Origin of the sequence: Actinopolyspora mortivallis, from assembly GCF_003001495.1 — a bacterium.
GTDB lineage: Bacteria > Actinomycetota > Actinomycetes > Mycobacteriales > Pseudonocardiaceae > Actinopolyspora > Actinopolyspora mortivallis_A.
Window position 1 is genome coordinate 24345 of the sequence record NZ_PVSR01000025.1, and the last position, 19850, is coordinate 44194.

The window sequence follows — 19850 nt, forward strand, 5'->3', positions numbered from 1 at the left end:
CTTCCTCTCGTGATCGGCGGGACGCGGTGACACCGCGCCCCGCTCGTGGGCGAACGGACTCGACAAGGTCACTCCAGTCCGAGGGCGATGTCGTAGCCGACCTGCTCCTGCTGGACCCGCACCGTGTTCGCGGCGGGCGGGTAGCCGGTGGCGATCACGGTGTACTCGCCGTGGGCGAGGTCGGTGAACTCGTAGGAGCCGTCCGTGTCGGTGACGGTGGAGGCGACCACCCCGCCGGTGGCGTCCAGCAGGGTCACCTGGGCCTCCGGAACCACGTGGCCCATCCGGGCGGAACGGACGACACCGCTGACCCGCGCGCCCGCCTCCAGGGCCACGTCGAGCGTGACCTGCCTGCCCTCGGAGACGGTCACCTCGGTGCTGACCGGCTGGTAGCCCTCGGCGGTCACCGTGAGGGCGTAGGAGCCGGTGAGCAGGTCGGACAGCTCGTAGCCACCGCCGCTTCCGGTGCGGGTCGCCGCCACGACACTGCCCCGCACGTCGGTGAGCACGACCGTGGCCTCCGGCACGGGGACCGGCCCGCTGTGGACCATGCCGGCCAGACTCGCCCCTCCGGAGAGCTCGACGTCGTGCCGCACCGTGCGTCCGGAGACGGCGATCATGGAGGCCGTGGGCTGGTAGTCACCGGCGGCGGCGATCAGCACGTACGTTCCGCCGCCGATCGGCGTCACGCGATAGTGCCCCTGTTCGTCCGAACGGGTGCGGTCTATCTGGTTCCCCAGGGAGTCGGTCAGGGTCAGCACCGCCTCGGCCAGGGGAACACCGCCCGGCCCGCGCACCACTCCGTGGACGGTCACCGCCCCGTCACCGGGGTGGAGCGAACCGGCGAAGCTCGTCCCGTTCACCTCGCGGGCGTGCCTGCCCGACCCACCGTCGGATGAGGCCGGTGACCAGCCCTCGGCCGAGTTCTCCCCAGGGTTGTCCCCAGGCCTGTCCACAGAGTTGTCCACAACCCCTTCCGCTGTGTGCACAGTGCGTCCCGTCGCCTCCACAACGTCCCCTTCACGCCTGATCGGCTGCGCCGAAGCCACTGCACCGGTCGCCGATCCGGTGCGACCGCTCGGCGAGTTGTCCACAAGCTCGCCGGAATTTTCCACAGCCTGCCCCCCGGATGGGGAGTCGTGCTTCTCGACGGTGGTCCGCAGCGGAACCTCGCGGATCATCAACACGGCGATCAGGGTGACCACCGAGATGCACGCCGAGATGAGGAACAGGTCCCCGATGGCCGTGCCGTAGGAGTCGCGCACGATCCCCTCGATCGGAGCGGGCAGCGCGCCGATGTCCAGGGACACACCCCCCGAGCCACCGACGCTCGGCGCCGAGGCCCCGCCGGGCAGCTCGGCCAGCCCGTCGCTGACGTACTCCGAGACCCGCGAGCCCAGCACCGCGCCGAGCACGGAGACCCCGGCCGAACCCCCCAGGGTGCGGAAGAACGTCACCACCGAGGTGACCGAGCCCATGTCCCGGATGCCCACGCTGTTCTGCACCGCGAGCACGAGGTTCTGCATCAGCGCGCCCACGCCGATCCCCATCAGGGCGAGGTAGACGTCCACGACCGGCAGCGGGGTGTCCGAGTCGATCGTGCTCAGCAGCCCCATCCCCAGGGTGAGCACCAGGCTCCCACCGATGAGGAACGGCTTGATCCGACCCGTGACCCGGGAGATGATCTGACCCGAGACCGTGGAGGAGACGAACAGGCCGAGCACCATCGGCAGCGTCATCAGCCCGGCCTCGGTGGGGCTGTAGCCACGTCCGAGCTGGAAGTACTGGGCCAGGAACACCGCACCGCCGAACATGGCGGTACCCACGGAGACCATCGCGATCACGGCCAGGGTGACGGTGGGGTTGCGGAACATCCCCAGCGGCACGATCGGCTCCCGCACCCTGGTCTCGATGAACACGGCCACCACCAGGGCCACCAGTCCCCCCGCGACGAACGCGGTGGTCTGCCAGGACAGCCAGTCGAACTGCTTGCCGGCCAACGACACCCAGGCCAGCAGCAGGCTGACCCCGCCGACCAGGAACAGGGCCCCGAACCAGTCGATCGAGACGTCCCGTTTGACCACGGGCAGCCGCAGCACACGCCCCAGCACGAGGAAGGCGATCACCGCGATCGGCGCCGTCACCCAGAAGCACCAGCGCCATCCGAGCGGGGAGTCCACGATCAGACCGCCCACGAGCGGCCCGCTCGTCGTGGCCACCGCGAAGGTCGCCCCGATGTATCCGGTGTAGCGCCCCCGGTCGCGCGGGGCGACCATGGCGGCGATGACCACCTGGATCAGGGCCTGCATACCGCCCATGCCGACGCCCTGGACCGCGCGGAAGACGATCAGCATGGACATCGACTGCGCGAAGCCGCCGAGCACCGAGCCGAGGGTGAACACGGCGATGGACAGCTGGTAGAGCAGTTTCTTGCTGAACAGGTCGGAGAGCTTGCCCCACAGCGGGGTGGTGGCCGTGGAGGTCAGCAGCATCGCCGTGACCACCCAGGTGTACTGGCCCTGGGTGCCGTCGAGTTCGGCGGTGATCCGGGGCAGCGCGTTGGACACGATGGTGGAGCTGAGGATGGCCACCAGCAGCGCCAGCATCAGACCGACGAGCGCCTTGAGCACCTGCCGGTGGGTCATCGCGTCCCCGGCGGCCCCGTCGCCGGCGGTCTGGGCGCTGTGCCTTCCTCCCCGCTGACCGATACCCGGTGGAGCGGCGTCGTCCTCGGCCGTGAGGCCCGGTGTCGTCATCGGTTTCCTTCCTCCGTGGTCTCGGCCGGACCGGACAGCGTTTCGCGGGAGGCGGCCAGCAGGTCGCACGACAGGGCCCGCAGCAGCTCGGTGAGACGGACGACGTCGGCCTCGTCCCAGTCGCGCAGCGCGTGGCTGAGCCAGTTCGCCTTCTGGGCCTCCCGCTCGGCCAGCACCTGCCTGCCCCGTTCGGTGGCCCGCAGCAGGGAGACCCGGCGGTCGGCCGGATCGGGCCTGCGTTCGACCAGCCCCTCCTGTTCGAGCTGCCCCAGCTGCCTGCTCACCACCGAGGCGTCCACGACACGGTTGTGCGCCAGGTCGCAGGCCCGGGACTCGCCGCCGTGGACGAGTTCGGCCAGCAGTCCGGTTCCGGAAGTGCTCAGTTCCTTGCTCTGGTACGCCCGCTGCAACGCTGTCTGCCTGAACCCCAGGAGAGTCCGAAGCGGCCCCAGCAGCTGCCCGCAGGCTTCGGTGTGCGTGGTCATCGCCAACTCCTTTGGTTGGTACAACCAACTATAAACATATTAGTTTCAGCAAGCAACTTAATGGGGGTGTCCCTGCCGACACACCGACTCCCGGCAGGGCCCCTCCGGGAGCGGACCCGCCTCGGAAGTCAGTACATGGCGTTGAGCTTGCCCAGCAACCTCGCGAACTGGTGCAGGTCCTCGGTGGACCACTGGGCGAAGTCGTCCCGCAGCCTGCGGGCACGACGCTCCCGCGCCGCGTCCAGCCGGGCCCTGCCCGACTCGGAGAGCTGGATGATCCGGGCCCTGCCGTCCTCGGGATCGGGCACGCGGCTCAGCAGATCCAACCGCACCAGATTGGCCACCTGCCTGCTCACCGTGGACTTGTCCAGGCCGATGCGCTCGGCCGCGTCGATGGCGCGCAACGAGCCCGTGTCGGCCACCATCAACAGCAGGCTGTAGGAGGCCGGGTCGAGCTCGGGATGGATCTCGGCGGCCACCGTCGAGGACATCTTGCGGGCCCTGCGGAAGAGCATCGCCAGCTCGTGCTCGACCTCGGCGGCGGCGCTGTCGCGCTCCGCCCCCCGGGAGGGGTCACCGCCCTCCCCGGCACGGTGCTCCTGCGGGCGGCCTTCACTCACCACCGGGCTCTCCCTCCGACGCCGACACCTTCCAGTGTGACGGCAGCCGTCGTGGACCGGTCATCCGGCCCGGCAGGCTCGGGAGAACGGGCCTCGTTGCTCCGTGCCGGGGTGGCCCGAGCCCCTCACGACGGCGTGGCGGCAACGAGGGCCGCACCGATCACCCTCGCTGGGGCTGGGTGTCGTGCCACGGCCGGGGAGTTCCCTTGGCCGCGAAGTAGTCCCCGCCCTTACGCTTGGCGTCGTCGCTGCCCCAGGCCCGGTTCCGGGGAACCGGCTCCATGCGGGGGATGTGCTTGCGGCAGTGGATATAGGCCTCCTCCACCTGCACGACCACCCAGCGTTCGGGTTTGCGGCCCCGCTCGAACTCGGCGGGCAGGCCGGGGTGGATCGCCCGGAGGTCGGCGTCCTCCAGGATGCGGGCCTTGCCGTTGACGTGCAGCCCGATCAGCTCGGTGACGAAGTCCACCAGCAACATGCCCACGTGGGGGTTCTCACTGATGTTGCCGAGGCTGGCCATCACCCCGTTGCCCCGATACTCGGGATAGGCGAGATGGCGGTCACCGAGGACCGCGATGAAACCCGGCGGCCCCGCACGCAGGCTGGAGTCGCACTCGCCGTGGCTGTCCGCCGTGGCGATGAAGGCCAGGTCGGTCTTGGCCACGAACTCCTTCATCCGCGGGTTGAGGTGGTCCAGCACCTGCTCGTCGTAGAACCGACGGGCTCGCTTGACCGTGTCGTAGGCGTGCTGCAACAGGTGTTCCCCGGAGGAGCCCGGCAGGTTCCCCCCGCCGTCGGGGAAGGGGTCGGCGGGAGCGCCGCCCGCCGGACCGCTCTCCGCAGGGGGGTCGACGGCACGCATGACCGGCCGTGTGGGGGCTTCCGACACCCGGTTGCCCGCGGCGCCGGGCTCGCCGTGTCCGGACTCCGTTCGGCCCTCGCGCGGGGGGAGCGTGCATTCCGCGAGTTCCAGCTCCAGGAGTTCGGCCTTCGCCGTGCCTCCGGGGCGAGCGGCCCCGGCGGAGGAGGTCAACCAGTCCGCGATCACGCGCCTCACCGTGTCATGTGTCGAAGAACACGCAAGACCCTAACGCGAAAACAACTCAACTGTGTGAGCCCTCATTGACGAAGCGTATCGAAGGTCCACTCGAAGGTGTCATCAAGGATCACACACCCCGAAAAACGGGTTAGAGTCTCTGGCAGTCGGGGGACATGTACACGGACGCCGCGCCGCAGCGCCGGCCGCCAATGTGGAGAAACTCGCCCGAAAGCAATGACAGCCAACGCCGCTTTACGACCCGAGCAGCCCGACGACGGGCAGCACCGCAGCCAGTCGGCCCACGCAGCGAACATGGTCCAACTCATCCGGGAGAGCTGGGCCGAGGTCGAACCCCACGCCGAGGACGTCTCCCGCTTCTTCTACAGCATGCTGTTCAGCATCGCCCCCGCGACCAGGGAACTCTTCCCGGTCAACATGGAGGTGCAACGCAGCAGACTGCTGCGGGCCCTGGTGCACGTGGTCCAGATGGTGGATCGTCCCGACGAGCTCACCCCGTTTCTGCAACAGCTGGGGCGCGACCACCGCAAGTTCGGCGTGGTCTCGGAGCACTACGAGGCCGTCGGGACGGCGCTGTTGGCCGCCATCAAGCGGTACGCGGGTGACAGCTGGACCGAGTCGGTCGAACGGGCCTGGGCCGAGGCCTACACGGTCATGGCCACCACCATGAACAACGCGGCCGCCGCCGACGACGGCCCCGCCTGGTACAACGGCGAGGTCGTCCACCACGAACGACTCAGCTGGGACCTGGCGGTGGTGCGCGTCCAGCCCGAGTACCCGGTCCCCTACCAGGCGGGACAGTACGTCAGCGTGGAGGTCCCCCAGCGTCCCCGACTGTGGCGCTACCTGTCCCCGGCCAACCCGCCCTCCGAGGACGGCACCATGGAGTTCCACGTGCGCTCGGTGCCGGGCGGGTGGGTCAGCCGCGCCATCGTGGGCCACGCCCAGCCCGGTGACCAGTGGCGCATGGGAGCCCCCATGGGGCGACTGAGCGTCGACCGCCATTCCGAACGCGACGTGGTGATGGTCGCCGGAGGAACCGGGATCGCCCCCCTGCGCGCCATCGTCGAGGAACTCACCCAGTACGGGGACAACCCGAACGTCCACCTCTTCTACGGAGGACGCACCAGGGACGACCTCCACGAGCTGCGGAACCTGCAACAGGCGGCGATGAGCAACCCCTGGCTCAAGGTCGTCCCCGTGCTCGAGGACGATCCCTCCGCCCAGGGCGCCGAGCAGGGAACGCTCGCCGACGCCGTCACCCGGCGGGGAGCCTGGCAGGACCACGACGTGCTGGTCAGCGGCTCCCCGGAGATGATCCGCGCCACCGTCTCCCGGATGCTGGTGGCCGGAACCCCACTGGAGCGCATCCACTACGATCCGTTCACCCTGGACTGATCCCGCGCTCCCGTCCGCGACGGCCCGCCCCGAACCCCGGCCCGGGACACGACAAGGTGGCGGCGGAGTTCTCCGCCGCCACCCCGTGGTGCTCGTGTTCGTCCGCTCAGCGCCTGCGGCGCTCCGGCTTCCACACGACCAGCGCGGTCTCCCGCCGCACGGGAACGAGATCCCGCCGGTAGGAGGCGTGCACCCGCGCCGCGGCCTGCTCGGCCGCCGCGTGTGCCGCGGCCAGCTCCTCGGTCAGCTCCTGAACCTTGCCGCGCAGCGCGTCGACCTGGTTCTCCAGCTCGATGATGCGTTTGATCCCGGCCAGGTTCACCCCCTCCTCCTGGGAGAGGCGCTGCACCTCGCGCAGCACCGCGATGTCCCGAGCCGAGTAACGCCGGCCTCCCGCGGGAGTACGCCCCGGCGAAACGAGGCCGAGCCTGTCGTAACTGCGCAACGTCTGGGCGTGCAGCCCGGACAGTTCCGCCGCCACGGAGATCACGAAAACCGGTGTGTCCTCGGTGGCGCCGGGGGGAAACCCCACCGACGTCCTCGGGTCCGAGGCCTCCTCACGCGCGGTCATTCCGCCCTCCGGACCAGTTCGTTCAGCTCGGCTCGCGGGTCGTGCTGAGCCGTGGCCGCCGCATAGGCCTCCAACGCCTCGGTCGCCTTGCCGTTCAACTTGGTCGGAACGGCCACCTGCAGCGTCACCAGCAGATCCCCGCTACTGCCGTCCTTCCTGCCGATTCCCTTGCCGCGCACCCGGAGAGTACGTCCGCTGTTGGTCCCCGCCGGGACCTTCACCGAGACCTTGCTCTCCAGGGTCGGCACGGTCAACGTAGTGCCCAGAGCCAGTTCTGGGAAGGTCACCGGCACGGTGATGGTGAGATCGTCGCCCGACCGTCCGAACACACGGTGCGGGTTGACGTGCACCACCACGTACAGATCCCCGGCGGGTCCGCCGTTGCTGCCCGGCTCTCCCTGATGGGCCAACCTGATCCGCTGCCCCTCGGAGACCCCCTGCGGGATCCGCACCGTCAACGTCCGCGTGCGGGTGCTGACTCCCTCCCCGCGGCACTCCGAACAGGGTTGGTCCACCACGCGTCCACGACCCCGGCAGTCCGGGCAGGGCTCGCTGAAGGCGAAGGCCCCCTGGTTGCGCGTGACCATGCCCTGTCCGGCGCAGGTCGAGCAGGTGCGCGGGCTCGTTCCGGGCCGCGCACCGGAACCGTGACAGGTCGAGCAGGTGGCGGGGCTGGAAAGGCGCAACGGGACGGTCGCGCCCTTCACCGCCTCCACGAAGTCGATGCGGACCTCGGTCTCCACGTCGGAGCCCCGGCTCGCCCTGCTGCGCGTACCGGCTCCGGCTCCTCCACGGTTGCCGAACAGGCCCCCGAACAGGTCACCGAGCCCGCCGGTCTGGCCGCCGGGACCCCCGAACAGGTCACCGAGATCGAATCCGGCCCCGCCGGGACCCGGCCGGGAACCGAATCCACCGCCGAAACCGCCGAATCCGCCGTGGCCACCGCCACCGCCGGAAGCGAACAGCCTGCGGGCCTCGTCGTACTGCTTGCGTTTCTCCGGGTCGGACAGCACACCATAGGCTTCGGAGACGGCCTTGAACTTGCTCTCCGCCTTGGTGTCTCCGGGGTTGGCGTCGGGGTGGTTCTCCCTGGCCAGCTTCCGGTACGCCTTCTTGATCTCGTCGGCCGAGGCGTCGGGAGAAACGCCCAGTTCGGCGTAGAAATCCTTGTCCAGCCATTCCCTGGCGCTCACCGGACGTCCCTCCCTTCGGCTCGATGATCCTTCTCTACACGTGACGACCGGTTCCCCGGAACGAACGACCGTTCCCGAGGGAACACGCGAGCGAGCCCGCTCGCCCAACAGTTACTGAACACGGCAGTTCCTCAGCAGTCTCGTGACTCAGCCTTGCTCGGAAGTCTCACCCTGGGAATCCGCCGCGACAGCGTCGCCGTCGCCTTCGGCGGCGGGCTCGTAATCGGTCACCGCGACCATCGCCGGCCGCAGCACCCGATCACCGAAGCGGTAGCCACGACGCAGCACCGTGGTCACGGTGGGCCCGCTGACCTCGGGGGAGGTCTCGTGCTGAACCGCCTCGTGCACGCTCGGGTCGAACTCCTCGCCCTCCTGGCCGAAGCCTTCCAGACCGGCTTCGCGCAGCGCGGAGGTGAGCTTGTCCGAGACCGCCTTGAACGGGCCGGTCAGGTCCCCGTGCGCCTCGGCACGTTCGAGATCGTCCAACACCGTCAGCAGGGACTCCGCGACCGACGCCTTGGCGTTGTTGATCACGGTTTCCCGGTCCCGCTCGACCCGCTTGCGGTAGTTGGCGTACTCGGCCTGGACCCGCTTGACGTCGGCGGTCAGCTCGTCGACCTGACGTCGCAGCTCGGCCTCGGCGTCCGAGGAGGCGGCCTCCGCTCCCGCGGCCTCGGCCGCGGTCTCCACGGCGTCGGCCTCGGCGGCGACCTTGGCCAGTTCGTCGTCCAGCGTTCCGGACATGCTGTCGGTCACCTCACCGGAGCGTGCGCCCTCGGAGTCGTCCTCCCCGGAACGGGGCGTCCCCGTTTCCGGGTCGATCCTGCGCTTGTCCCGCACGACAACGGGCTCCTGCTCGTCCTCTTCCCGCGTACCGGGGTTCCGTTGGGCGTCCCGGTCCTCTTCTGGCCTGTTCGCAGTCACTTCTTCTTCTCGTCCTCGTCGTCGACGACCTCGGCATCCACCACATCGTCAGCACCGGAGGACTCGGACGAGCCCGAAGCGGTCTGACCGGCGTCGCCGGCGGCACCCGCCGCGGCGGTCGCGTCACCACCGGCCTCGGAGTACAGCGCCTGGCCCAGCGACTGGGACTCGGTGGCCAGCTTCTCCACCGCCGACTTGATGGCGTCGGTGTCCTCGCCCTTCAGCGCCTGGTTGACCTCGTCGATGGCGCTGCGCACCTTCTGCTTGGTCTCGTCCGGCAGCTTGTCGTCGTTGTCGGACAGGACCTTCTCGGTCTGGTGGACCATCGACTCGGCCTGGTTGCGGGTCTCGGCCTCCTCCCGCTTCTTGCGGTCCTCCTCGGCGTGGGCCTCGGCGTCCTTGATCATCTGGTCGATGTCCTCCTTCGGCAGCGCCGAGCCGCCGGTGATGGTCATCGACTGTTCCTTGCCGGTGCCCTGGTCCTTGGCACTGACGTGCACGATGCCGTTGGCGTCGATGTCGAAGGTGACCTCGATCTGCGGCACGCCGCGCGGGGCCGGGGGCAGTCCGGTGAGCTCGAACATGCCGAGCTTCTTGTTCTCCGCGGCCATCTCGCGCTCGCCCTGGAAGACCTGGATCTGCACCGAGGGCTGGTTGTCGTCGGCCGTGGTGAAGGTCTCCGAACGCTTGGTCGGGATGGTGGTGTTGCGCTCGATCAGCTTGGTCATGATGCCGCCCTTGGTCTCGATGCCCAGGGACAGCGGCGTGACGTCGAGCAGCAGCACGTCCTTGACGTCGCCACGCAGCACACCCGCCTGCAGACCGGCACCGACGGCGACGACCTCGTCCGGGTTGACGCCCTTGTTCGGCTCCTTGCCGCCAGTGAGTTCCTTGACCAGGTCGGTCACGGCGGGCATACGGGTCGAGCCGCCGACCAGCACCACGTGGTTGATGTCGTTCACGCCGATGCCGGCGTCACGCAGCACGGCCTCGAAGGGCTTGCGCGTGCGCTCCAGCAGGTCCGAGGTGATCCGCTGGAACTCCGCCCTGGTCAGGGTCTCGTCCAGGAAGAGCGGGTTCTTGTCGGCGTCGACGGTGATGTAGGGCAGGTTGATGTTGCTCTGCGCGGAGCTGGAGAGCTCGATCTTGGCCTTCTCGGCCGCCTCCTTGATCCGCTGCAACGCCATCTTGTCCTTGGTCAGGTCGATGCCGTTCTGCGCCTTGAACTTGTCGACCAGCCACTCGACGATGCGCTCGTCCCAGTCGTCACCACCGAGGTGGTTGTCACCGCTGGTGGCACGCACCTCGACGACACCCTCGCCGATCTCCAGCAGGGAGACGTCGAACGTCCCGCCACCGAGGTCGAAGACCAGGATGCGCTGGTCGTTCTCGCCCTTGTCCAGTCCGTAGGCCAGCGCGGCGGCCGTGGGCTCGTTGACGATGCGCAGCACGTCCAGCCCGGCGATCTGGCCCGCCTCCTTGGTGGCCTGACGCTGGGCGTCCTCGAAGTAGGCCGGGACGGTGATGACCGCCTCGGTGACCTCCTCGCCCAGGTAGGCCTCGGCGTCCCGCTTGAGCTTCATCAGCACGCGGGCGCTGATCTCCTGCGGGGTGTACTCCTTACCGTCGATCTCGGTCTTCCAGTCGGTGCCCATGTGGCGCTTCACCGACCGGATGGTGCGGTCGACGTTGGTCACGGCCTGGTTCTTGGCCGGCTGACCGGTGAGCACCTCACCGTTCTTCGCGAACGCGACGATGGAGGGCGTGGTCCGCGCCCCCTCGGAGTTGGCGATGACCGTGGACTCACCGCCCTCCAGCACGGAAACGACGGAGTTTGTCGTCCCCAGGTCGATACCGACCGCTCGCCCCATTGGAAGTCTCCTCCACTGTGTTGATTCCGCGTCCAGGACTGATGACTCCTGAGTCTTGCTGACTCAAGTCATACCGAAACAACGAGTCGCTCGTCAAACCGGACTTGAGTCACAGAAACTCAAGGTTTCTGCCTTCACAACGCGGGGCCTCCCGCCCATGTTCCCGAAAAAGCGTGACGAAGCCCCGTGACCTGCGATGTGAGCCGTGTGACCTCAGGAGTCCCCCCAGGGATTCCCACCTCGGCGGGCGCGGAATCCGGTCACCCGGGACCTCGGGCACCCTCCGTGGAACGGGCCGCGCGTTCCGGCGGCCACGGGCAGCCCTCCCGCACGGGCCCCGTAGGATGGAGGACCACAGGGCACACGCCGTACTCGAGGATGCTGATGTTGCGCGTCGCCGTCCCGAACAAGGGATCGCTGCACGGTCCGACCATCCAACTGCTCGACGAGGCCGGATACCGGTTGCATCGTGAACATCGGGCCCTGTTCGCCGAGGACCGGGCGAACAACGTCCGGTTCATCTTCTGGCGGGCCAGTGACATCGCCCGCAACGTGGGCGCCGGGATCCTCGACGTGGGCATCACGGGCCAGGATCTGCTGGCCGGGGCCGGCACGGCCGCCCACACCACGGAACTGCTCCCGCTCGGTTTCGGCGGTTCCGAGTTCTACTTCGCCGCGGCCTCCGGGGGACCGATCCGCTCTGTGCGCGACCTGGACGGCAGACGGGTGGCCACCTCGTTCCCGCTGCTGGTCGAGCGGGCCGCGCGGGAACACGACATCGAGATCAGGACCGTGGAGCTGGACGGCGCGGTGGAGACCGCCGTGGAACTCGGGCTGGCCGACGCCATCGCCGACGTGGTGGAAACCGGCTCCTCGCTGCGCGCGGCGGGTCTGGAGACGCTGGGAGAACCGATCATGCGTTCCCAGGCGGTGCTCGTGCGCGGAGCGGACAGCCCGCTCTCCCCGGAGCGGGAGCAGGCGGTGCGGGTGCTGCTGCAACGCCTGCAGGGCGTGCTCGACGCACGCAGCTACGTGGTCATGGACTACAACTGCCCGCAGTCCGCGTTGGAGACGGCCACCGCGATCACACCGGGCAAGGAGTCCCCCACGGTGTCCAGCCTCACCGAACCGGGCTGGGTCGCGGTGCGCTCCATGGTTCCCCGCGACGACGTCCAGAGCGTGATGGACCGCCTCGCCGAGGTCGGAGCCACCGAGATCCTGGTCACCAGGCTGGAGGCCTGCCGGCTCTGAGCTCCGCTCGCCGTGAGCGGCCCGCGCAGGCGGGCCGGGGAGTCAGGCCCGCTCGTGCACCAGGGCGGCCAGCGCGGGGCGGAACACCTCGGGACCGGGAGGTTCCTCGGCGATCAGCGCCTGCATCAGCAGACCGTCGATGGTGGCCAGCAGCGCCTGCACCGCACCGGGATCCCTGCTGCCGGTCTCGTGCACGTGCCCGGCAGCCACCTCGATCCAGCGCCGCGCCGCCGGGCGCAGCGCGGGCCGCCGGGCGGCCAGCAGGTACAGCTCGTACTCGGCGAGGGTGCGCCCGCGGTGTTCCCGCACCATCCGGGACAGCAGCTCGGCCGTGGTGCTCACCCAGCGCTCGGAGTCGACGACCTCGTCGGCCAGGGCCCTCAGCTCGTCGATCATGGTCTCGCAGCTCTCCAGCAGCGTGGCCACCAGCACCCCGTCGATGCTGTCGAAGTAGTAGACGACCGAGGCGGGGGGAACCCCGGCCTCCCGCGCGATGTTGCGGTGGCTGACCCCGGCGATCCCGTCCCGTTCGACCACGCGCAGGGTGGCGTCGATGATCGCGCGGCGTCTGCGTTCGCCCTTGGCACGACGTCCGTCGGTCTGCTCCCGCGGGCTGGGGGATGCGGTCAATGTGCTCCTCCGGCTTCCAGCGCGACCACGCCACCGATGATGAGCGCGATTCCCAGCAGCTGCGTCGTGGTGATGCTCTCGTTCAGGAACGTCGCTCCGATGAGCGCCACCAGGGCGACTCCGGCTCCGGACCAGATCGCGTAGGCCACTCCCACGGGGATGCCCATCCGGAGGACGTTGGCCAGGGCGACGAACGCCGCCCCGTAGCCGAGCACCACCAGCATCAGGGGCAGGGGCCTGCTCAGCCCCTCGACGAAACGCAGCGAGATCGTTCCGAGCACTTCCGACAGTATCGCCGCCGCCAAGACGATGTAGACCACGAAACCTCCGAGTGTCGCCGTGTCCCCGCGGGACGACGAAACAACAAGAAATTGAACACATGTTCCATTTTCTGAATATACCCCTCTCCCGAAGACGTGTCGAGCACACCGTGTGACGAACCGGAGAAGCCCCCGGGAAGAGGGACCGCGACGCGCCCGGCAGTCACCCTGAAGAGTCGCCCGCGCCCCGCACGTGGCGAAAATCGCATCGCCGCCCGCGTGGGCACGACCGAGGCGTTCCCACGGGAGGGACCCCCTGGCTCATGCGGGCAAAACGCCCCGCCGAACGGCACCGCCGCCCGAGGAACCACCCTGTCGTGTCACGGCGGGGGAGGGTGCCGAACTGTTGCCGGGCTGGTCTTTCGCGATAGCGTCTCGCACAATCCCCGACTGTTTCCACCACGAGCGGAAACCCCACTGGTTACCGGCGAGTAATAGGGTTTACGCTCGGTGTTCAAACCCGCGAACAGGAGGCCACGAGCATGGTAGCCCTACAGCTCGTCCTGGGCCTGATCTGTCTTGCCGTGACCGTCGTCGCGGTGGTCATGGTGGTCAGGACGGTTCGCCGGATGATCTCGTCCATCCGGCTCGGACAACCGGACCCGAACCGCAAGGGGCCGTTCGGCGCCCGGTTCAGCAACATGCTCAAGGAAGTCCTCGGGCACACCAGGATGCTCAAGTGGAGCCACGTGGGCATCGCCCACTGGTTCGTCATGGTGGGCTTCGGCGGACTCAGCCTGAGCGTCCTCGTCGCCTACGGCGAAGTCTTCCACGCGCCCTTCGAGATCCCGTGGCTGGGCGCCTTCGGCCCCTGGAACCTGCTGGTCGAGATCCTCGGAGTGACCACGATCCTCGGCGGGATCTGGTTGAGCGCGGTACGCCAGCTCAACCACCCGCGCCGCGCCGGACGCGTCTCCCGCTTCGCCGGATCCAACTTCTGGCAGGCCTACTTCGTGGAGGCCGTGGTCATCCTCGAAGGCGTCGGCATCATGGGGCTGCGCTCCTTCAAGGTCTCCTCCGACCTGTTCCACGCCCCGGTGTGGTCGGCCCCGATCAGCCACGCCCTCGGCAGCGTGCTGCCCCCCAGCGAACTGGCCGTGTCGGTGTTCGCCGCGTTCAAGATCCTCTCGGCGATGATCTGGGTCATCGTCATCGCCGCCAACATCACCATGGGCGTGGCCTGGCACCGCTTCACCGCCTTCTTCAACATCTACTTCAAGCGGGACCCGGAGCGGACCGCGCTGGGCGCGCTGAAGCCGATGATGAGCCAGGGCAAGCCGATCGACTTCGAGGAGGCCGACCCGGACAGCGACGTCTTCGGCGTCGGCCAGGTCGAGGAGTTCTCCTGGAAGGGCTGGCTGGACTTCACCACCTGCACCGAGTGTGGGCGCTGCCAGTCCCAGTGCCCCGCGTGGAACACGGCCAAACCGCTGTCGCCAAAGATGCTGATCACCAGCCTGCGCGACCACGCCCACGCCAAGGCCCCCTACCTGCTGGAGGGCGGTCGCAAGGACACGATGACCGGCGAGGAGGTCGGCATCACCGGCGACGACGCCCAGCAGCGGCTCGACCGGATCGACGCGCTGGCGCTGGCCGAGGCCGAACGCCCCCTGGTCGGCGGCCCCGAGGAGGCCGGGGTCATCGACCCCGAGGTGCTGTGGGCCTGCACCAGCTGCGGTGCCTGCGTCGAACAGTGCCCGGTGGACATCGAGCACGTCGACCACATCGTCGACATGCGCCGCTACCAGGTGATGATCGAGTCGAACTTCCCCACCGAGCTCGGGGGGATGTTCAAGAACCTGGAGAACAAGGGCAACCCCTGGGGCCAGAACAACAAGGACCGGCTGGCCTGGACCGAGGATCTCGACTTCGAGGTTCCCGTGTTCGACGGGGAGCTGGACGAGGACGTCGAGTACCTGTTCTGGGTCGGCTGCGCGGGCGCGTTCGAGGACCGCGCGAAGAAGACCACCAAGGCCGTGGCCGAACTGCTGCACATCGCGGGCGTCAAGTACGTGGTGCTCGGCCCGGAGGAGGGCTGCACCGGCGACCCGGCCCGGCGCGCGGGCAACGAGTTCCTCTTCCAGACGCTGGCCGAGCAGAACGTGGAAACGCTGAACTCGGTGTTCGAGGGCCGCGAACCGGGCAAGCGCAAGATCGTCGCCACCTGCGCGCACTGCTTCAACAGCCTCGCCAACGAGTACGGCCAGCTCGGCGGCAACTACGAGGTGGTGCACCACACCCAGCTGCTCAACCGGCTGGTGCGCGAGAAGCGGCTGGTTCCGGTGGCCCCGGTCGCCGAGGACGTCACCTACCACGACCCGTGCTACATCGGCAGGCACAACAAGGTCTACGAACCGCCGCGCGACCTGGTCAACGCCTCGGGCGCCTCGTTCCGCGAGATGCCCCGGCACGCCGACCGCGCCATGTGCTGCGGCGCCGGCGGTGCCCGGATGTGGATGGAGGAGCACACCGGCAAGCGGATCAACCTCGACCGCGTGGACGAGGCCCTGGGCACGGCACCCTCGAAGGTGGCCACCGGCTGCCCGTTCTGCAAGGTCATGCTCACCGACGGGATGACCACCCGGCAGAACGAGCAGGTCGCCTCGGAGGACGTCGAGGTCGTCGACGTGGCCCAGCTGCTGTTGCAGTCGGTCAAGCGCGGTGAGAACACGTCCTCGGTTTCCGGTGGGGAGGCCGGCGATCCGTCCACCAACGGGAAGGCCCCGGCCTCGGCGGCGGCCGAGGGGTCGACCTCCGGCGAGGACAGGACCGAGGGCTGAGAACACCGTCTCCCACCGGGATGACACACTCCGGGTGGGAGACGTCCGCGCGGCGGCACCGGACCGGCACGACCGGACGGGGTTCTCCGCGCGGGATTTTCCACACGGCAGGGAAGGGGCCGGGCTCGGGCGAGCCCGGCCCCTTCTCGTGTCCGCCCCGGCCATCCGATGAGGTGAAAGATCATCGTGGGCTCCCGAACGCGCGGACGCTCGCGGCAGACTCGGGGCATGAGTGCCGTGGAGGCCGGAGGGGTGATACCTGTGGCCGCACCTGCCCGCGACACCGGAGCATTCGACCCGCTCGTCGAGCTTCACGGGCTCTGTACCCCCGAACTCGCCGACCGGTACCTGCCGATCCCCGGCATACCGCCGGCGAAGTACGAGTGTCAGGAGGGACACCTGATCGTGACCCCCTACGGGGGTTCGGCCAACGCCTACGCCGCGTACCGCATTCTTACGCTCATGGAGCCCCGGGCGCGACAACTCGGACGTCGCGTCTACCCCACACTGAACGTGCGACTGGGGATCAGTCGCTGGATCCAGCCCGATTTCGCGGTGCTCGGGCAACCCGCTCGCGGCAGAGTCTGGATTCCGTCGGAGAGCGTCCTGCTCGTCGGAGAGTGCGTGTCTCCGTCGAGTCGCACGGCCGAGCGGATCGACAAGCCCGCCATGTGTGCCGAGGCGGGCATCGAGTACTTCATGCGTGTGCAGGTCTCCTACTCCAAGGGCCACGCCGAGGTGGTGCTGCGGCGGCTCGGTGAGGACGGCACCTACGAGGTACACGCCAAGGCGCTGGCGGGGTCGACCTTCGAGACGGAGCTGCCCTTCCCGCTGTCCTTCGACCCCGCCGAGCTCCTGGAGGACTGAGGAGGATTCGGCCGCGCGAGCGGATCCGCGAAGACCCGTGTGTGGTGCGCGGTGAGGCGTTCAGCGCAGGCCGGCCAGGAAGGAGGCCCACGCCGCACGGCTGAAGGCCAGGACGGCGCCCTCGGGCTCCTTGGAGTCCCGCACCGCCACGGTCGGCCCGGTGAAGCCGACCTCGACGCAGTTGCCCCCACTGCCGTTGTTGCCGCTGCGCGTACTCTTCCGCCACGCGTCAACGGAGACGTCCACCGCCGACATGGCGCCTCCTCACAGCTGCTCGGCGATCGCCTTGATCAACCTTTTCGACTCGCCGACGTCGAGCGCGGTTGATCGCAGATCCTCGAACAGAACTCTACCCGCCTTCACCTCGGAGGCCTTCTCCACGTGCAGCGAACCGGTGGGGTACTCCACGTAGAGGACGTCGGGATCGGCCGGGTCCGGGAACTCCAGCAGGGTGAAGGCACCGTTCATCGCACAGTGCGCTCCCGCGCCGAACGGCAGGACCTGAAGCTCGACGGTGGGTATGTCCGCCTGTTCGAGGAGATGGGCGAGCTGCTCGCGCATCACCGATTCCCTGCCGACCGTGCGCCGAAGTGCCGCCTCGTCGACGACGGCCCGGAGTCGAAGCGGATTCTCCAGCTCCGTCAACCGCTCCCGACGGATCATGCGCACCGCTACGTCGTTGTTGATCTGCTGCGAGGAGACACCGAAACGTCCGCTCAGGAAGAGTGCGCGCGCGTACTCCTCCGTCTGCAACAGCCCCGGCACGGTGGTCACCTGAAAGTCCAGCACCGAACACGCCTCGGTCTCCAGGTCGACGTAGCCCCGGTCCTCGATGCCGTAGGCGCGCCACCAGCCGCGTTGGCGCGCGGCGCGGGCGAGGTCGAGCAGCTCGTCGTCGCGGATGTCGTAGAGGTCCATCATGGACCGTGCCTCGTGCACCGAGGTCGCCACGTCGCCGTTCTCCTTGCGGCTCAACGCGCTGGTGGACATGTCCAGCGCGGCGGCGGCACGCTCCTGGGTCAGCCCCGCTCGCTCCCGTAGCCGTCGGATCCGACGTGCCAGGCGACGACGACGGAACGTGGGACTCGTCCGGGTCACTGACCACCTCCCCGACAGGTATGACCCACACCATTGTCCGCGCGGGAATTCGTGATCGGGATTCCCGCTTCGCGTGATCCCGTTGGCGGACTCCCGTTCGGACGCTGGTGCCCATGAGTGAGGTGGCAGCCAAGGAGGCTCGTATGGTTCCGGTGGTCTTCGGCCTGGCCCGGCGGGACGACAACGGCGAACCCGACCCGGACCTGGTGGTGCTGTGGGGCATGGAGACCGCCGAGGGGGCGGTCATGTACTGGCGCGAGGACGGACGCGGTCAGTTCGCGCTGTTCGACGACGCCGAGAGCGCCGCCGAACGGTTCGGCCGGTTGTTCGGCCTGGTGCTCTACCGGCCCTGAGACCGGTTCGTGGCGCCGGCCGGACACGAACGAGGGGCGCCCGTACGGACGCCCCTCACGTGACCGGAACGGGTCAGGTGCCCATCTCCTCCAGGGAGCGGCCCTTGGTCTCCTTCAGGTAGCGCACCACGAAGAACACCGAGATCAGCGCGAACGCGGAGTAGATGAAGTAGGTCGCCGGCAGGTTCCAGGAGTTCATGCTCGGGAAGGTCACGGTGACCAGCCAGTTCGCGACCCAGTTCGTGGCGGTGCCCACGGCCAGCGCGGCGGCGCGGATGCGGATCGGGAACATCTCGCCGAGCAGCACCCACATCACCACTCCCCAGGAGGCGGCGAAGCAGAACACGAAGACGCTGGCCGAGGTCAGTGCCACCGCGCCCCAGACGAAGGGCAGGTTGGCCTCGCCGTCGACGACTTCGGCGTAGCTGAACGCCCACCCGGTGACCGCCAGCGCGATCGTCATGCCGACCGAGCCCATCACCAGCAGCGGCTTGCGGCCGATCTTGTCGACCAGCGCGATGGCGACGATGGTGCCGATGATGTTGACGATGGAGGTGAACAGGCTCAGCAGCAGCGAGTTGCTCTCCTCGACGCCGACGGACTGCCACAGCGAGGAGGAGTAGTAGAAGATCACGTTGATGCCGACGAACTGCTGCAACGCGGCGATGGCCATACCGACCCAGACGATGGGCAGCAGGCCGAACCTGCCGCGCAGGTCACTGAGCCTCGGCTTGTGCTCGCCGCCGAGCGCCTCCCTGATCTCGGCGATCTTCTCGTCGGGATCGGTGGATTCGATACCGCTGAGCACCTTGCGGGCGAGGTCGGACTTGCCCGCCGAGACGAGGTAGCGCGGGGACTCGGGGATGACCGTGGCGAGGATCAGGTAGATCAACGCGGGCACGGCCTCCACGGCCAGCATCCACTGCCAGGTGGCCAACGGACCCAGTTGGGCACTGGCACTGCCGCCGGCCGCCGCGGCGAGGGCGTAGTTGACCAGCTGGGACACCGCGATCCCCAGCACGATCGCCAACTGTTGCAGGGAACCGAGCCGTCCGCGGTACTCGGCGGGAGCGACCTCGGCGATGTAGGCCGGGCCGATCATGGAGGCGATTCCGACGGCGACACCACCGACTATTCGCCACCAGGCGAGGTCCCAGATGCTGAAGGGCAGCGCCGACCCGATGGCGCTGATGATGAACAGTACGGCCGCCACCTGCATCACCCTGGTGCGGCCGAGTCTGTCCGCTATGCCACCCGCGATGGCCGCTCCGACGGCCGATCCCAGCAGCGCCGCGGCGACGGTGACACCGGTCAGCGCCGCGCCGACGGCGAAGTTCTCCTGGATGGCCTGCACCGCGCCGTTGATGACCGAGGTGTCGTAGCCGAACAGGAAACCGCCCAGGGCCGCGGCCCCGGCGATCATCACCACGTGCGCCAGGTGATCGGTGGAACGACCTCTCGTCTGATCTACCGACATCGAAGTACTCCTGTGTCCCGTTCGCCGGTGTGCCACTTCACACACCGCTTGTTAACGACGGGTACGCGACAACGTAAGTCACATATGTCCCACTTGACTTCCACGATTCAGTGTGATGCTCGCCACTGTAACGAGTTCAGAAGCGGTGCGTCACTGAATCGAAGCGAGCTGCTTCTGAACTGCTAACGAGTCGGTCTCG

At 68.6% G+C, this 19850-nt stretch carries 18 protein-coding genes; 5 read left to right on the top strand and 13 right to left on the bottom strand.

The annotated features are described in order from the left end of the window. Nucleotides 1-68: 68 nt before the first annotated feature. From CEP50_RS13645 to CEP50_RS13660, 4 genes are all read right to left on the bottom strand, one after another. Nucleotides 69-2756, bottom strand: coding sequence for an MFS transporter (locus CEP50_RS13645; protein ID WP_106114334.1), 2688 nt, complete (start codon nucleotides 2754-2756; stop codon nucleotides 69-71). Beyond that, nucleotides 2753-3241 carry a MarR family winged helix-turn-helix transcriptional regulator gene (locus tag CEP50_RS13650; RefSeq protein WP_106114335.1) on the bottom strand — a complete coding sequence of 163 codons (489 nt, stop codon included), beginning with the start codon at nucleotides 3239-3241 and terminating at the stop codon, nucleotides 2753-2755. Before CEP50_RS13650 ends, CEP50_RS13645 begins: the two co-directional genes overlap by 4 nt. Nucleotides 3242-3369: 128 nt before the next feature. Further along, nucleotides 3370-3861: a MarR family winged helix-turn-helix transcriptional regulator gene (locus CEP50_RS13655; protein WP_258175228.1), complete on the bottom strand. Its 492-nt coding sequence runs from the start codon at nucleotides 3859-3861 to the stop codon at nucleotides 3370-3372. A gap of 160 nt (nucleotides 3862-4021) precedes the next feature. After that, entirely contained in the window at nucleotides 4022-4723 is a 702-nt protein-coding gene (locus tag CEP50_RS13660) for a pyridoxamine 5'-phosphate oxidase family protein (RefSeq protein ID WP_374957099.1), read from the bottom strand. 489 nt (nucleotides 4724-5212) lie between these two features. Here CEP50_RS13660 and CEP50_RS13665 point away from each other — a divergent pair, with 489 nt between their 5' ends. Further along, the gene (locus CEP50_RS13665) at nucleotides 5213-6316 is read left to right on the top strand and encodes an FAD-binding oxidoreductase (protein WP_106114373.1); all 1104 of its coding nucleotides are present in this window, start codon (nucleotides 5213-5215) and stop codon (nucleotides 6314-6316) included. Between the two features lie 106 nt (nucleotides 6317-6422). Here the strand turns inward: CEP50_RS13665 and CEP50_RS13670 are convergent, their stop codons facing one another. The 4 genes from CEP50_RS13670 to dnaK all read right to left on the bottom strand — a co-directional run bounded on the left by CEP50_RS13670 (nucleotide 6423) and on the right by dnaK (nucleotide 10875). After that, the gene (locus CEP50_RS13670; protein WP_106114338.1) at nucleotides 6423-6887 is read right to left on the bottom strand and encodes a heat shock protein transcriptional repressor HspR; all 465 of its coding nucleotides are present in this window, start codon (nucleotides 6885-6887) and stop codon (nucleotides 6423-6425) included. Beyond that, nucleotides 6884-8080, bottom strand: a complete 1197-nt coding sequence (gene dnaJ, locus CEP50_RS13675; RefSeq protein WP_106114339.1) for a molecular chaperone DnaJ — start codon at nucleotides 8078-8080, stop codon at nucleotides 6884-6886. The genes CEP50_RS13670 and dnaJ overlap by 4 nt, the downstream gene beginning before the upstream one ends. A 147-nt stretch (nucleotides 8081-8227) precedes the next feature. Continuing rightward, nucleotides 8228-9004 carry a nucleotide exchange factor GrpE gene (gene grpE / locus CEP50_RS13680; protein WP_106114340.1) on the bottom strand — a complete coding sequence of 259 codons (777 nt, stop codon included), beginning with the start codon at nucleotides 9002-9004 and terminating at the stop codon, nucleotides 8228-8230. After that, on the bottom strand, nucleotides 9001-10875 hold the full coding sequence (gene dnaK, locus CEP50_RS13685) for a molecular chaperone DnaK (RefSeq protein WP_106114341.1): 1875 nt from the start codon (nucleotides 10873-10875) through the stop codon (nucleotides 9001-9003). Before dnaK ends, grpE begins: the two co-directional genes overlap by 4 nt. A gap of 378 nt (nucleotides 10876-11253) precedes the next feature. Here dnaK and hisG point away from each other — a divergent pair, with 378 nt between their 5' ends. Next, nucleotides 11254-12126 carry an ATP phosphoribosyltransferase gene (gene hisG, locus CEP50_RS13690; protein ID WP_106114342.1) on the top strand — a complete coding sequence of 291 codons (873 nt, stop codon included), beginning with the start codon at nucleotides 11254-11256 and terminating at the stop codon, nucleotides 12124-12126. 42 nt (nucleotides 12127-12168) lie between these two features. On the opposite strand, the gene CEP50_RS13695 is transcribed toward hisG, so the two are convergent. Both CEP50_RS13695 and CEP50_RS13700 read right to left on the bottom strand, forming a co-directional pair. After that, complete coding sequence (locus CEP50_RS13695; RefSeq protein WP_106114343.1) at nucleotides 12169-12756, bottom strand: TetR/AcrR family transcriptional regulator; 588 nt, start codon at nucleotides 12754-12756, stop codon at nucleotides 12169-12171. Beyond that, nucleotides 12753-13076 carry a DMT family transporter gene (locus CEP50_RS13700; RefSeq protein ID WP_106114344.1) on the bottom strand — a complete coding sequence of 108 codons (324 nt, stop codon included), beginning with the start codon at nucleotides 13074-13076 and terminating at the stop codon, nucleotides 12753-12755. Before CEP50_RS13700 ends, CEP50_RS13695 begins: the two co-directional genes overlap by 4 nt. A gap of 482 nt (nucleotides 13077-13558) precedes the next feature. Here CEP50_RS13700 and CEP50_RS13705 point away from each other — a divergent pair, with 482 nt between their 5' ends. Next, nucleotides 13559-15856 carry a heterodisulfide reductase-related iron-sulfur binding cluster gene (locus CEP50_RS13705; protein ID WP_106114345.1) on the top strand — a complete coding sequence of 766 codons (2298 nt, stop codon included), beginning with the start codon at nucleotides 13559-13561 and terminating at the stop codon, nucleotides 15854-15856. Between the two features lie 228 nt (nucleotides 15857-16084). After that, entirely contained in the window at nucleotides 16085-16723 is a 639-nt protein-coding gene (locus CEP50_RS13710) for a Uma2 family endonuclease (RefSeq protein ID WP_181188385.1), read from the top strand. Nucleotides 16724-16783: 60 nt separating this feature from the next. Here the strand turns inward: CEP50_RS13710 and CEP50_RS13715 are convergent, their stop codons facing one another. Next, nucleotides 16784-16978, bottom strand: coding sequence for a DUF397 domain-containing protein (locus tag CEP50_RS13715; protein WP_106114347.1), 195 nt, complete (start codon nucleotides 16976-16978; stop codon nucleotides 16784-16786). A gap of 9 nt (nucleotides 16979-16987) precedes the next feature. Beyond that, a complete protein-coding gene (locus CEP50_RS13720) occupies nucleotides 16988-17821 on the bottom strand; it encodes a Scr1 family TA system antitoxin-like transcriptional regulator (protein ID WP_106114348.1) in 834 nt (277 codons plus the stop codon). A 113-nt stretch (nucleotides 17822-17934) separates the two neighbouring features. Here CEP50_RS13720 and CEP50_RS13725 point away from each other — a divergent pair, with 113 nt between their 5' ends. After that, nucleotides 17935-18174 carry a hypothetical protein gene (locus CEP50_RS13725; RefSeq protein WP_258175229.1) on the top strand — a complete coding sequence of 80 codons (240 nt, stop codon included), beginning with the start codon at nucleotides 17935-17937 and terminating at the stop codon, nucleotides 18172-18174. A gap of 73 nt (nucleotides 18175-18247) precedes the next feature. On the opposite strand, the gene CEP50_RS13730 is transcribed toward CEP50_RS13725, so the two are convergent. Continuing rightward, complete coding sequence (locus CEP50_RS13730; RefSeq protein ID WP_106114350.1) at nucleotides 18248-19651, bottom strand: sugar porter family MFS transporter; 1404 nt, start codon at nucleotides 19649-19651, stop codon at nucleotides 18248-18250. Nucleotides 19652-19850: the final 199 nt, after the last annotated feature.